Below are 12,919 nucleotides of genomic sequence, written 5' to 3' on the forward strand. Positions count from 1 at the left end.
TTTTCTGGAGTAATCATGGCAGTTCAGCAAAACAAGAAGTCGCCGTCGAAGCGCGGCATGCACCGTTCCCACGACTTCCTCTCGACGGCGCCGCTGGCTGTCGAGCCGAGCACGGGCGAAGTGCATATGCGCCACCACGTGAGCCCGAGCGGCTACTATCGTGGCAAGAAAGTCGTCAAGACGAAGAACGACTAAGCGTTCGTTCCGCGCTTTGCTGCGTGTGCATCGCCGCTTCGCGGTGGTTCGCGCCTGGCACGCCGTTGACACTTTCCCGGTACGACAAGAAGGCGGCATTTCACTGCCGCTTTTTTGTGCCTGAAATTCGTCGCTTTCCATGACCGTAAAGATAACCATTGACTGCATGGGAGGCGACCACGGTCCGGCCGTGACCGTTCCCGCCGCTGTCAATTTCGTGCGCTCGCATCCCGACGCGCACCTGATGCTCGTCGGCATCGAGCAGGCGATTCGCGCTCAACTGAAAAAGGCCAAGGCGCAGGACGAGCCGCGCCTGACCGTGGTCCCCGCGACCGAAGTCGTCGCGATGGACGACCCGGTCGAGGTCGCGCTGCGCAAGAAGAAAGATTCGTCGATGCGCGTCGCGCTCAACCTCGTGAAAGAGGGCGAGGCGCAGACCTGCATTTCAGCCGGCAATACCGGCGCGTTGATGGCCGTGTCGCGCTACGTGCTGAAGACGCTCGCGGGCATCGAACGGCCGGCCATCGCGTTCGCCATGCCCAGTCAGAAGGGCTATACGACCGTGCTCGATCTGGGCGCGAACGTCGATTGCGAGCCCGAGCATCTGCTCCAGTTCGCGGAGATGGGCCACGCGCTCGTATCCGCGATCGAAGGGCGCGAGCGGCCGACCATCGGGCTGCTCAACATCGGCGAAGAAGTCATCAAGGGCAACGAAACGATCAAGCGCGCGGGCGAGCTGCTGCGCGCGAGCACGCTCAACTTCTACGGCAATGTGGAAGGCAACGACATCTACAAAGGCACGACCGATGTCGTCGTGTGCGATGGCTTCGTCGGCAACGTCGCGTTGAAGACCTCCGAAGGTCTCGCGAAGATGCTCTCCGACATGATCAAGGAAGAGTTCACGCGCTCGTTCTCGAGCAAGCTGATCGCGCTCGTCGCGATGCCCGTGCTCAAGCGCTTCCGAAGGCGCGTCGATCCCGCGCAATACAACGGCGCGGCGCTGCTCGGACTGCGCGGCCTGGTCATCAAAAGTCACGGTTCCGCGGAAGCCTACGGCTTTGAGTGGGCGATCAAACGCGGGTATGATGCCGTCAAAAATGGCGTGCTCGAGCGCCTCGTGCGCGCGATGGAAGAGAATGCGCAGCCCGCGCCCGACGCCGGCACGAGCGCAACCGCTACGGATGCATCGGCCAGTGCGCCCGCACCGCAGCCGAACTCCTCGCCAAACCCGCCGGACGCGTCCGGCACCGCGCTACCCACGAAGGCATAATGGCTCAATCCAATCTCTACGCTCGCGTGCTGGGCACCGGCAGCTATCTGCCGTCCGAACGCATCACGAATCAGGCATTGGCGGACCGTCTCGCGCAGCAGGGCGTCGAAACGAGCGACGAGTGGATCGTCGCGCGCACCGGCATTCATGCGCGGCACTTCGCGGCTCCGGATCAGACCACCAGCGATCTCGCGCTGATCGCATCGCAGAAGGCCATCGCGGCGGCGGGCATCGATCCGCAGTCGATCGACCTCATCATCGTCGCCACGTCCACGCCGGACTTCGTGTTTCCGAGCACCGCCTGTCTCTTGCAGAACAAGCTGGGCATCAAGAACAACGGCGCGGCAATGGATGTGCAGGCCGTCTGCTCGGGCTTCGCGTATGGCATGGCCACGGCAGACAGCTTCATCCGCAGCGGCATGTATCGCACCGCGCTCGTCGTCGGCGCGGAAACGTTTTCGCGCATTCTCGACTTCAAGGACCGCACCACCTGCGTGCTGTTCGGCGACGGCGCGGGCGCGGTCGTCCTGCAGGCGTCGGAAGAGCCGGGCGTGCTGGCGAGCGCGCTGCATGCGGACGGCAGCTACGCCGACATTCTCTGCACGCCGGGCAACGTGAACGGCGGCATCGTCAGCGGCAGCGCGTTCCTCCACATGGACGGGCAGGCGGTGTTCAAGCTCGCGGTCAACGTGTTGGAGAAGGTCGCGATCGAGGCGCTGCAGAAGGCGCGCCTCACGCCGCAGGAAATCGACTGGCTCATTCCGCATCAGGCGAATATCCGCATCATGCAGAGCACGGCCCGCAAGCTGCATCTGCCGATGGAACGCATGGTCGTGACGGTCGGCGATCACGGCAATACCTCGGCGGCATCGATTCCGCTCGCGCTGGACGTCGCCGTGCGCGACGGCCGCATCAAGCGCGGCCAGAACGTGCTGATCGAAGGCGTCGGCGGCGGCTTCACCTGGGGCGCGTCGGTCTTCCGCTATTGATACGTTCATCCATCACCCTCTACTAATCTGCAACTGATCCTCTTCACGACAGCCGCCGTGCGCCGCACGATCGCGCGGCCGGCGCGCAGGGCGTGAAGACACTCGGATCATTCCAATCCAACGAGGACGACATGAAATTCGCGTTCGTTTTCCCCGGTCAGGGCTCGCAATCGATCGGCATGCTCAACGCCTTCGCCGATCACGCCGTGGTGCGCGAGACCGTACAGCAGGCATCTGATGCGCTCGGCCAGGATCTCGGCAAGCTGATCGCAGAAGGCCCGGCCGAAGAACTCAATCTGACGACGAATACGCAGCCCGTCATGTTGACGGCGGCTTACGCGATCTATCGCGTGTGGGAAAAGGAAACGGACCTCGCGCCCGCGCTCGTCGCCGGCCACAGCCTCGGCGAATACACGGCCCTCGTTGCGGCGGGCGCGCTCGCTTTCGCGGATGCCGTGCCGCTCGTGCGCTTTCGCGCGCAGGCCATGCAAAGCGCGGTGCCGGTCGGTGAGGGCGGCATGGCGGCGATTCTCGGCCTCGACGACGACACCGTGCGCGCGGTGTGCGCCGAGGCTTCGTCGGCGGGTGTCGTCGAAGCGGTCAACTTCAACGCGCCGTCGCAAGTGGTGATCGCGGGTGCGAAGGCGGGCGTCGAAAAGGCGTGCGAAGTCGCGAAGGCAAAGGGCGCGAAGCGTGCGTTGCCGCTGCCCGTGTCGGCGCCGTTTCACTCGTCGCTGCTCAAGCCCGCGTCCGACCAGTTGCGCGACTATCTCGCGAAGGTCGAGATTCAGGCGCCGCGCATTCCGCTGATCAATAACGTCGACGTGGCGAACGTCTCCGAACCGGCTGCGATCAAGGACGCGCTCGTGCGCCAGGCCGCGGGCCCCGTGCGCTGGGTCGAATGCGTTCAGGCGATGGCGCGCGAAGGCGTCACGCACGTCATCGAATGCGGGCCGGGCAAAGTGCTGGCAGGTCTCACGAAGCGCATCGACGGCAATCTGGTCGGCGGCTCGATCTTCGATCCGGCATCGCTCGAAGAAACGCGCAAACTGATCGCTGGATAAGAGAGAACCACATGAACTTGGACAATCAGGTAGCCATCGTCACGGGCGCGTCGCGGGGCATCGGGCGTGCGATCGCGCTCGAACTCGCGCGGCAGGGCGCAACGGTCATCGGCACGGCGACGAGCGAAAGCGGCGCGGCGGGCATCGGCGACGCGCTGGCGCAGGCGGGCGGCAAGGGCCGTGGCGCGGTGCTGAACGTGAACGACGCGGCAGCGGCCGATGCGTTCATCGACGCAACCGTGAAGGAATTCGGCGGCCTCGGCATTCTCGTGAACAACGCGGGCATCACGAAGGATCAACTCGCGATGCGCATGAAAGACGACGAATTCGACGCCGTCATCGACACCAACCTGCGCGCCGTGTTCCGTCTCTCGCGCGCCGTGCTGCGCCCGATGATGAAGGCACGCGGCGGGCGAATCATCAATATCACGTCGGTGGTTGGCAGCTCGGGCAATCCGGGGCAGGCGAACTACGCGGCGGCGAAGGCCGGCGTCGCGGGCATGACGCGGGCGCTCGCGCGCGAGATCGGCAGCCGCGGCATCACGGTGAATTGCATCGCGCCGGGATTCATCGACACCGACATGACCAAGGTCCTGCCGGAAGAGCAGCGCACGGCGCTCACGGCGCAGATTCCGCTCGGGCGGCTCGGCAGTCCCGACGATATCGCGCATGCGGTGGCGTTCCTGGCGTCGCCGTTCGCCGGCTACATCACGGGCACGACGCTGCACGTGAACGGCGGCATGTACATGTAATAGGCATTTCGCCGAAATTCGCTTAATATCCGCGCGGCAGACGGGCGCGCAAAATGCTCTGACGGGCATGCGCGTTCCGCCGAAAGCGCGGCAGCAACGAACGATGCGCCCCGTGCCGCCAGCGCTCTTGATGAAGCGCAGCGGGCGGCGGCGCACGGAACTGACGCGCCGTATTTTGCGGGTACAAACCTGATAAAATGCGCGCACTCGTATTTTTGAACTTTTATTCCCTCGGAGGGCTGCATGGATAACATCGAACAGCGCGTGAAGAAGATCGTCGCCGAACAACTGGGCGTGGCGGAAGCCGAAATCAAGAACGAAGCATCGTTCGTGAACGACCTGGGCGCTGACTCGCTCGATACCGTCGAACTGGTGATGGCGCTGGAAGACGAGTTCGGCATGGAAATCCCCGATGAAGAGGCCGAAAAGATCACCACGGTTCAGCAAGCGATCGACTACGCTCGCGCCAACGTCAAGGCTTAAGGCCGGACGCGCCAGCGACCCGTCGCTCTTCGAGATTGAAGCAGCGTCGCTGCAGGGACCGCGCTGTTGACCGATTTAACAGCCACAGGGCACACAGGGCGGTTTCCTGTGGCCGCTGTGGCTTTTGCTTTTTGTCATTCTATGGATAAGGGGTTACCGTGAGCCGTCGTCGAGTTGTTGTTACAGGCCTTGGGCTCGTGTCGCCTGTCGGCAATACCGTTGCCGACGGCTGGGCCAATCTGGTGGCGGGCAAGTCGGGCATCGCCAACATCACGAAGTTCGACGCCGCGAACTTCTCCACGCGTTTCGCGGGCGAGGTGAAGGGCTTCAGCATCGAAGACTACATGCCCGCCAAGGAAGCGCGTCACATGGATACCTTTATCCATTACGGCTTCGCAGCGGGCGTCCAGGCCATGCAGGACAGCGGCCTCGAAATCACCGGCGACAATGCGGAGCGCGTGGGCGTCGTGGTCGGCTCGGGCATCGGCGGGCTGCCGATGATCGAAGTCACGCAGACGGAACTGCTCAATCGCGGTCCGCGCCGCATTTCGCCGTTCTTCGTGCCGGCGTCGATCATCAACATGATCTCCGGACACCTGTCCATCCGCTTCGGTCTCAAAGGCCCGAACCTGTCGATGGTCACGGCCTGCACGACCGGCCTGCACTGCATCGGCGAGGCGTCGCGCCTGATCGAATACGGCGACGCCGACGTCATGATCGCGGGCGGCGCGGAAGCCACGGTTTCGCCGCTCGGCATCGGCGGCTTCGCGGCGGCGCGCGCGCTCTCGCAGCGTAACGACGATCCGGCGACCGCCAGCCGTCCGTGGGACACCGACCGCGACGGCTTCGTGCTCGGAGAAGGCGCGGGCGTCATGGTGCTCGAAGAATACGAACACGCGAAGGCGCGCGGCGCGAAAATCTACGCGGAAGTCCTCGGCTACGGCATGAGCGGCGACGCCTATCACATGACTGCGCCGCCGGAAGACGGCGACGGCGGCCGCCGCGCGATGGTCAACGCGCTGAAGAACGCGAAGGTCAACGCGGACGAAGTCAACTACGTGAACGCGCACGGCACGTCGACGCCGCTGGGCGACATCGCGGAAACCATCGGCATCAAGCGCGCGCTCGGCGATCACGCGAAGAACGTCGTCGTGAACTCCACGAAGTCGATGACCGGCCACCTGCTGGGCGGCGCGGGCGGGCTCGAATCGGTGTTCACCGTGCTGGCCGTGCACAACCAGATCTCGCCGCCGACCATCAACATCTTCAACCAGGATCCGCAGTGCGACCTGGACTACTGCGCGAACACCGCGCGCGAAATGAAGATCGATGTCGCGGTGAAGAACTCGTTCGGCTTCGGCGGCACGAACGGCTCACTCGTCTTTAAGCGTCATTGAGCACGGTGCGCTCGTCGGGACGGGGATTGCGATGACGGGCGCGCTTGAAAATCGGCCGCATCGGGAAGCCGGCACGCCGCCGCGCGTTCCGATGCGGCCGTCGCGTTTTCTGCTCGGTGCGCTCGGCGCTTTCGTCGCGGTGGCCGGCGCGGCAGTCTTCAAAACCGTGTTCGCGCGGTTCGGGCTTCTTCACGCGACGGTCGCGTCGCTCGCGTGCGTCGCCGGGCTCGCGCTTGCGGCGGTGCGCTGGACGCGCCGCCAGCCGGTCGCCATCGGCCTGCACGCAGACGGGCTGACCGTCTGGGAGCGCGCGGGAACCTCGCAGTACCGGCGCATCGTCGGTTGCGCGCAGTGGGGCGGGCGGCTGCTCACGCTTTCCTTGTCATCGGAAAAAGGCGGCGCGCAAACGCTCGTCGTCGCCGCGGATTGCCTCGATCCCGACACCTTCCGCCAGCTTTGCGTGCGCGCCCGCCGCGCAGCGGGCGCGTACCTGTAACGACTGTAACGGTCGATGAGCACTCGGGATAACGCGAAGTCCATAACGCTACAATAGCCGTCCGCGCAACAGCCCCAAGTCAAACGGATTCCAGGTGAGCGAAAAAGAAATCGACCAAGTGCTGGTCGAACGCGTGCAAAAGGGTGACAAAGCCGCGTTCGAACTGCTGGTCGCCAAATACCACCGCAAGATCATTCGACTGATCTCGCGCCTCGTGCGCGACCCTGCAGAAGTCGAGGACGTCGCCCAGGACGCCTTCATCAAGGCCTACCGCGCGCTGCCGCAGTTCCGGGGCGAATCCGCGTTCTATACCTGGCTGTATCGCATCGCCGTCAACACCGCGAAGAACTACCTCGCGACGCAGGGACGCCGCGCTCCCACTTCTACCGAAGCAGATGCGGAAGAAGCGGAAACTTTCTCCGACGCCGACCAACTAAGGGATATCAACACGCCCGAGTCGATGTTGATGAGCAAGCAGATCGCTCAGACGGTCAACGCTGCCATGGCGTTGCTGCCCGAGGAACTGCGCACCGCCATCACGCTTCGGGAAATAGAAGGATTGAGTTACGAGGAAATCGCGGAGATGATGGACTGCCCGATCGGCACCGTCAGATCGAGAATTTTTCGTGCTCGGGAAGCCATTGCGGCAAAATTGCGTCCGTTGTTGGACACTCCCGAAGGCAAGCGCTGGTAAGGCGGCGAAAACCTCGGGGCAGGGACGCGATATCTGGGTTAGTTGGTGTCACTACGGGGTGGTATCAAAGGATTGAGGAGCATCATGGTGTCGGTCTCGGTGCAATCGGAAGCAAATGCGCGCGCAAATGCACAGGCGAATTCGCGCGGCGAGCGCATGTCGGCGTTCGCCGACGGCGAATCGCTCGACGAAATCGGAAATATCAGCCAGTTTCTCGCGGGACTGACAAGCGCGGACCGCGCCGTCTGGTCCGACTATCACCTGATCGGCGACGCCTTGCGCTCGGACGATCTCGCCGAAAGCCCGGCGCGCAGCAGCGCGTTCATGGCGTCGTTCTCGGCGCGTTTCGAAGCCGAAGCGCATGTGCTCGCTCCGGCGGCGCTTCCCGCAGCGGCGGCAAAGGCGCGCGGCGGCGTGCTGCGTCGCCGCGTCGTGCCGGCTTTTGCCGTCGCGGCGGCTGCCGCCACGCTCACGTGGATCGTCGTGCCGCAACTCCAGGGCATCGGAAGCCATTCCGGTGCGCAGGTGGCAAGCGTCGCGCAGGCGGATTCCGTGCAGCGCGTCGCGCTTGCATCGGTGCCCGTGGCGACCACCGGAACGCCGGTCGTCGAAGCGAACATCATCCGCGACGCGAATCTCGATCAATACCTGGAAGCGCATCAGCAGTTCTCGCAGCAGCCTGCGATGCCCGGGTCCATGCCTCTGATCCGCGCGGCGGTGACTTCGCAGAGCCAATAACTGAAGGCGGGTGTGCGGTTGAATAAAACTAGATATTGGGGGCGGCTGCCGGCATTGATGGTTTGCGCAGCCGCGTTGTTGTGCGCGGTATCGAGTTCGTTCGCCCAAGGCGACGCGCAGGACCAGAAGACCGCGGCCAACCTGCTCAACCGCATTCACGAGGCGGCCCAGCAGCAGAACTACGAGGGCACCTTCGTCTACCAGCGCGGTGCGACGGTGCAGTCGTCGCGCATCACCCACGTCGCGGCGCGCGGCGACGGTGAGTACGAATCGCTCGAAAGTCTCGACGGCGCGCCGCGCCGCATGCTGCGCCACGACGACGACATGCTCACGTTCGTTCCGGAGCGGCATCTGCTCGTGATGGAGCATCGGCAGAGCAAGGATTCGTTTCCCTCGCTGCTCGCAACGAGCGGCGATCAGGTGCTCGCGGTCTACGAGCCGCGCCTTCTTGGCAACGACCGCGTCGCGGGCATCGACAGTCAGGTGATCGAGCTCGATCCGAAAGATGCCTATCGTTTCGCCTACAAGCTCTGGGCCGACGCGAAGACGGGCCTGCTGCTGCGCGCGCAGACGCTCGATCCGGACGGGCAGGTACTCGAACAGCTTTCGTTCTCGCAGGTGCGCATCGGCGGGGCGATCGACAAGGCGTCGATTGCCAACGGCATGCGTGCGACTTCGGGCTGGAACATCGTGCGCCCGCCGGTGCAGCCGGTCGATATGGAAGCGCAAGGCTGGCGGCTTCAGCCGAACATTCCGGGTTTTCGCAAGATCCGCGAACTGCGTCGGCCGATGGCGTCGAGCCAGCAGGGACAGCCGCCGATCCCCGTCGATCAGGCCGTTTTCTCCGACGGCCTCGCCGCGATTTCGGTGTTCGTCGAACCGGTGGAAAAAAGCACCCGCAAGGAAGGCGCGGGCAACAGCGGCGCGACGCATGTGCTCGTCAAGCGCCGGGGCGATTTCTGGATTACCTTGCTCGGTGAAGTGCCGCAAGCCACGTTGCAGCAATTTGCTTCTACCATAGAATACAAGCCTTCCAAGTAATCGGACCCCCGGCCTCTCACCCATGAGCAACTACTCGCTGCGCAAGTTCTTCGCGGCCGCGGCGCTCGCCGTTTGCCTGCCGTTCATCTCGCACACGGCGGCCGCAGCGCCCACGGTGAACCTGCCGGACTTCACGTCGCTCGTCGACAAGGTCGGGCCATCGGTCGTCAACATCCGCACGACGTCGCGCGTCGGCTCGGCGAGCGACCTGCGCGGACTGCCGCCCGGCCTCGACGAAGGGGACATGTCCGAGTTCTTCCGCCGCTTTTTCGGCATTCCGATGCCCGGCCAGCCGGGTTCGCCGCGCGGTAACGGCGGTGGCGGTGGTGGCAGTGGCAGTGGCAGTGGCAGTGGCAGTGGCGGCGATCAGGGCAAGGGCGGCAGCCGCAGCGGGCCGGACGACAACCAGGACAACTCGGAGCAGAGCAGCGGCGTGGGCTCGGGCTTCATCCTGTCGACTGACGGCTACGTGATGACCAACGCGCACGTCGTCGACGACGCGGACACCATCTACGTCACGCTCACCGACAAGCGCGAGTTCAAGGCGCGGCTCGTCGGCGTCGACGAACGCACGGACGTGGCCGTCGTCAAGATCAGCGCATCGAGTCTGCCGGCCATCACCATTGGCGATTCCAACAAGGTGCGCGTCGGCGAGTGGGTGCTCGCCATCGGCTCCCCGTTCGGGCTCGACAACACGGTGACGGCGGGCATCGTCAGCGCCAAGGGCCGCGACACGGGCGACTATCTGCCGTTCATCCAGACCGATGTCGCCGTGAATCCCGGCAATTCGGGCGGCCCGCTCATCAACATGGCGGGCGAAGTCATCGGCATCAACTCGCAGATTTACAGCCGCACGGGCGGCTTCATGGGCATTTCGTTCGCCATTCCGATCGACGAGGCCATGCGCGTCGCCGATCAATTGAAGACATCGGGCAAGGTCACGCGCGGCCGCATCGCAGTGGCGATCGGCGAGGTGACGAAAGACGTCGCGGATTCGCTCGGTCTGCCGAAGGCGCAGGGCGCGCTCGTGAGCAGCGTCGAGTCGGGCGGTCCCGCCGACAAGGCCGGCATCCAGCCGGGCGACATCATCTTGAAGTTCAACGGCGTCAACGTGGAGACGGCGACGGACCTGCCGCGCATGGTCGGCGACACGAAGCCCGGTACGAAGGCGGCCATCACCATCTGGCGCAAGGGCCAGTCGCGCGAGCTGCCGATCACCATCGCGGAAATGCAGCCGGACAAGGTCGCGAAGACCGAGCAGCGCCGCTCGCCGCAGCCGAAGGAACGCGCGAGCAATTCGCTCGGCCTCGCGGTGAGCGACATTCCGGCCGATCAGAAGAAAGCGCTGAAGCTCACAAGCGGCGTGCTGGTGGACGCGGTGGAAGGGCCGGCGGCGCGCGCGGGCTTCCAGAAGGGCGACATCATCATGCGAATCGGCGATACGGACATCACGAGCGCGAAGCAGTTCGAATCGGTCGCGCAGAGTCTCGACGCGAGCAAGATGGTCGCCGTTCTCGTGCGTCGCGGCGACAACACGCAGTTCGTGCCGCTGCGCCCGCGCGTGCCGGCGCAGAAGTAAGCACGCGTGATGGACGGCGGCCAAGTCGCGCGATTCACGCTGTACGGGCGCGCCTGGTGTCATCTGTGCGAGGACATGCGCGCCGAACTGGAGCCGATCGCGCATCGGTTCGGCGCGTCGGTCGAGTGGATCGACATCGACGAAGATCCGCTTCTCGAAGCGCGCTACGACGAACGCGTGCCCGTCCTGATGCTCGATGGCGTCGAGCTGTGCCACTTTCGGCTCGACGCGAAAGCCGTCCACGCGGCCCTCGCTGCCCGGCGCCCATGACACCGACGAGAGCCGAAAACGCCTGTCCACCCCCTTTTCGGCTAAAATGCAGAAGTTTTCCCCCAAATTTTCAAGGCGTGCTCCGCATGTGTGAGGGCGCGCCTTTTTCGCTTGATCGGCACTGAATGAATCATATTCGTAACTTCTCGATCATCGCGCACATCGATCACGGCAAGTCCACGCTCGCGGACCGCATCATCCAGTTGTGCGGCGGGCTGTCCGATCGTGAGATGGAAGCGCAGGTGCTCGATTCGATGGACCTGGAGCGCGAGCGCGGCATCACGATCAAGGCGCAGACGGCAGCGCTCACTTACAAGGCGCGCGACGGCCAGGTCTACAACCTCAATCTGATCGATACCCCCGGACACGTCGACTTTTCCTACGAAGTCAGCCGCTCGCTCTCCGCGTGCGAAGGCGCGCTGCTCGTCGTCGATGCGAGCCAGGGCGTCGAGGCGCAGACCGTTGCGAATTGCTACACGGCGATCGAACTGGGCGTCGAAGTCGTGCCGGTCCTGAACAAGATCGATTTGCCCGCTGCGAACCCGGAAAACGCCATCACGGAAATCGAGGACGTGATCGGCATCGACGCGACCGACGCCGTGCATTGCAGCGCGAAGACCGGACTCGGCGTCGAGGACGTGCTCGAATCGCTGATCGCGAAGGTGCCGCCGCCCAAGGGCGATACGGACGCGCCGCTGCAGGCGCTCATCATCGATTCGTGGTTCGACAATTACGTCGGCGTCGTGATGCTCGTGCGCATTGTCAACGGAACGCTGAAGCCGAAGGACAAGATCAAGATGATGGCGACCGGCGCGCAGTATCCGGTCGAGCATCTCGGCGTCTTCGCGCCGAAGTCTACGAACCTCTCGCAGTTGTCGGCGGGGCAGGTCGGCTTCGTGATCGCGGGCATCAAGGAACTGACGGCCGCGAAGGTCGGCGATACCGTGACCGTCGCGAATCGCGCCGCCGAAACGCCGCTGCCGGGCTTCAAGGAAGTGAAGCCGCAGGTGTTCGCGGGCCTGTATCCGGTCGAGGCGAATCAGTACGACGCGCTGCGCGAATCGCTCGAAAAACTGAAACTCAACGATGCTTCGCTGCAATTCGAGCCGGAAGTCTCGCAGGCGCTCGGTTTCGGCTTCCGATGCGGCTTTCTCGGCCTTCTGCACATGGAAATCGTGCAGGAACGGCTCGAGCGCGAGTTCGACATGGACCTCATCACCACCGCGCCGACGGTGATCTACGAAGTGGTCCAGCGCGACGGCACGACGATCTCCGTCGAAAACCCGGCGAAGATGCCGGAGCCGTCGAAGATCGAGGAAGTGCGCGAGCCGATCGTCACCGTGAACCTGTACATGCCGCAGGAATACGTCGGCTCGGTCATTACGCTGTGCACGAACAAGCGCGGCTCGCAAATCAACATGCAGTACCACGGCCGTCAGGTGCAGTTGACGTATGAAATCCCGATGGCGGAGATCGTGCTCGATTTCTTCGACCGCCTGAAGTCGACCTCGCGCGGCTACGCGTCGATGGACTATGAGTTCAAGGAGTATCGCGCGGCGGACGTCGTGAAGGTGGACATGCTCATCAACGGCGACAAGGTGGATGCGCTTTCCGTCATCGTTCACCGTTCGCAGAGCCAGCATCGCGGGCGCGAAGTGGCGTCGAAGATGCGCGAACTGATCCCGCGCCAGATGTACGACGTGGCGATTCAGGCGACCATCGGCTCGAACATCATCGCGCGCGAGAACATCAAGGCGCTGCGCAAGAACGTCCTCGCGAAGTGCTATGGCGGCGACATCACGCGCAAGAAGAAGCTGCTCGAAAAGCAGAAGGCGGGCAAGAAGCGCATGAAGCAAGTCGGCTCGGTCGAAATTCCGCAAGAGGCTTTCCTCGCCATCCTGCGCGTGGATGAATGACCTTCGCGCGCCGCGAGGCGCAGAACAACAACAAC

At 64.1% G+C, this 12,919-nt stretch carries 14 protein-coding genes; all 14 read left to right on the top strand.

Going from position 1 to position 12,919, the window contains the following annotated elements; all coding sequences use genetic code 11:
• Positions 1-15: 15 nt before the first annotated feature.
• The 14 genes from rpmF (at position 16) to lepA (ending at position 12,884) form a co-directional block, all read left to right on the top strand.
• The gene (rpmF, locus tag LDZ27_RS04745; protein WP_244815562.1) at positions 16-195 is read left to right on the top strand and encodes a 50S ribosomal protein L32; all 180 of its coding nucleotides are present in this window, start codon (positions 16-18) and stop codon (positions 193-195) included.
• A 139-nt stretch (positions 196-334) separates the two neighbouring features.
• Positions 335-1,465 carry a phosphate acyltransferase PlsX gene (gene plsX / locus LDZ27_RS04750; RefSeq protein ID WP_244815563.1) on the top strand — a complete coding sequence of 377 codons (1,131 nt, stop codon included), beginning with the start codon at positions 335-337 and terminating at the stop codon, positions 1,463-1,465.
• Entirely contained in the window at positions 1,465-2,454 is a 990-nt protein-coding gene (locus LDZ27_RS04755; protein WP_244815564.1) for a beta-ketoacyl-ACP synthase III, read from the top strand. Before plsX ends, LDZ27_RS04755 begins: the two co-directional genes overlap by 1 nt.
• Positions 2,455-2,585: 131 nt before the next feature.
• On the top strand, positions 2,586-3,518 hold the full coding sequence (gene fabD, locus LDZ27_RS04760) for an ACP S-malonyltransferase (protein WP_244815565.1): 933 nt from the start codon (positions 2,586-2,588) through the stop codon (positions 3,516-3,518).
• An 11-nt stretch (positions 3,519-3,529) separates the two neighbouring features.
• Positions 3,530-4,270, top strand: a complete 741-nt coding sequence (gene fabG, locus LDZ27_RS04765; RefSeq protein WP_244815566.1) for a 3-oxoacyl-ACP reductase FabG — start codon at positions 3,530-3,532, stop codon at positions 4,268-4,270.
• Between the two features lie 243 nt (positions 4,271-4,513).
• Entirely contained in the window at positions 4,514-4,753 is a 240-nt protein-coding gene (acpP, locus tag LDZ27_RS04770) for an acyl carrier protein (RefSeq protein ID WP_004197638.1), read from the top strand.
• Positions 4,754-4,911: 158 nt separating this feature from the next.
• Positions 4,912-6,150: a beta-ketoacyl-ACP synthase II gene (gene fabF / locus LDZ27_RS04775; protein ID WP_244815567.1), complete on the top strand. Its 1,239-nt coding sequence runs from the start codon at positions 4,912-4,914 to the stop codon at positions 6,148-6,150.
• Positions 6,151-6,181: 31 nt separating this feature from the next.
• Positions 6,182-6,646, top strand: a complete 465-nt coding sequence (locus LDZ27_RS04780; RefSeq protein ID WP_244815568.1) for a protein YgfX — start codon at positions 6,182-6,184, stop codon at positions 6,644-6,646.
• A 94-nt stretch (positions 6,647-6,740) separates the two neighbouring features.
• Positions 6,741-7,340, top strand: a complete 600-nt coding sequence (gene rpoE / locus LDZ27_RS04785) for an RNA polymerase sigma factor RpoE (protein ID WP_159836660.1) — start codon at positions 6,741-6,743, stop codon at positions 7,338-7,340.
• 84 nt (positions 7,341-7,424) lie between these two features.
• Complete coding sequence (locus LDZ27_RS04790; RefSeq protein WP_244815569.1) at positions 7,425-8,078, top strand: sigma-E factor negative regulatory protein; 654 nt, start codon at positions 7,425-7,427, stop codon at positions 8,076-8,078.
• Positions 8,079-8,135: 57 nt separating this feature from the next.
• Positions 8,136-9,119 (top strand): MucB/RseB C-terminal domain-containing protein, encoded by a 984-nt coding sequence (locus LDZ27_RS04795; protein WP_244816041.1) that lies wholly within the window; start codon positions 8,136-8,138, stop codon positions 9,117-9,119.
• Between the two features lie 22 nt (positions 9,120-9,141).
• Positions 9,142-10,698, top strand: coding sequence for a DegQ family serine endoprotease (locus LDZ27_RS04800; protein WP_244815570.1), 1,557 nt, complete (start codon positions 9,142-9,144; stop codon positions 10,696-10,698).
• A 9-nt stretch (positions 10,699-10,707) separates the two neighbouring features.
• Positions 10,708-10,968, top strand: a complete 261-nt coding sequence (locus tag LDZ27_RS04805) for a glutaredoxin family protein (protein ID WP_244815571.1) — start codon at positions 10,708-10,710, stop codon at positions 10,966-10,968.
• 125 nt (positions 10,969-11,093) lie between these two features.
• On the top strand, positions 11,094-12,884 hold the full coding sequence (gene lepA / locus LDZ27_RS04810; RefSeq protein ID WP_244815572.1) for a translation elongation factor 4: 1,791 nt from the start codon (positions 11,094-11,096) through the stop codon (positions 12,882-12,884).
• Positions 12,885-12,919 lie beyond the last annotated feature (35 nt).

Origin of the sequence: Caballeronia sp. Lep1P3 (genome assembly GCF_022879595.1) — a bacterium.
In the GTDB taxonomy this organism is placed as follows: domain Bacteria; phylum Pseudomonadota; class Gammaproteobacteria; order Burkholderiales; family Burkholderiaceae; genus Caballeronia.

Coding starts and splice junctions, on each gene's coding strand:
- LDZ27_RS04790 (WP_244815569.1), top strand. CDS start 7,425: ATGGTGTCGGTCTCGGTGCAATCGGAAGCAAATGCGCGCGCAAATGCA.
- acpP (WP_004197638.1), top strand. CDS start 4,514: ATGGATAACATCGAACAGCGCGTGAAGAAGATCGTCGCCGAACAACTG.
- rpmF (WP_244815562.1), top strand. CDS start 16: ATGGCAGTTCAGCAAAACAAGAAGTCGCCGTCGAAGCGCGGCATGCAC.
- fabG (WP_244815566.1), top strand. CDS start 3,530: ATGAACTTGGACAATCAGGTAGCCATCGTCACGGGCGCGTCGCGGGGC.
- lepA (WP_244815572.1), top strand. CDS start 11,094: ATGAATCATATTCGTAACTTCTCGATCATCGCGCACATCGATCACGGC.
- plsX (WP_244815563.1), top strand. CDS start 335: ATGACCGTAAAGATAACCATTGACTGCATGGGAGGCGACCACGGTCCG.
- LDZ27_RS04795 (WP_244816041.1), top strand. CDS start 8,136: ATGGTTTGCGCAGCCGCGTTGTTGTGCGCGGTATCGAGTTCGTTCGCC.
- fabD (WP_244815565.1), top strand. CDS start 2,586: ATGAAATTCGCGTTCGTTTTCCCCGGTCAGGGCTCGCAATCGATCGGC.
- LDZ27_RS04780 (WP_244815568.1), top strand. CDS start 6,182: ATGACGGGCGCGCTTGAAAATCGGCCGCATCGGGAAGCCGGCACGCCG.
- LDZ27_RS04755 (WP_244815564.1), top strand. CDS start 1,465: ATGGCTCAATCCAATCTCTACGCTCGCGTGCTGGGCACCGGCAGCTAT.
- LDZ27_RS04805 (WP_244815571.1), top strand. CDS start 10,708: ATGGACGGCGGCCAAGTCGCGCGATTCACGCTGTACGGGCGCGCCTGG.
- LDZ27_RS04800 (WP_244815570.1), top strand. CDS start 9,142: ATGAGCAACTACTCGCTGCGCAAGTTCTTCGCGGCCGCGGCGCTCGCC.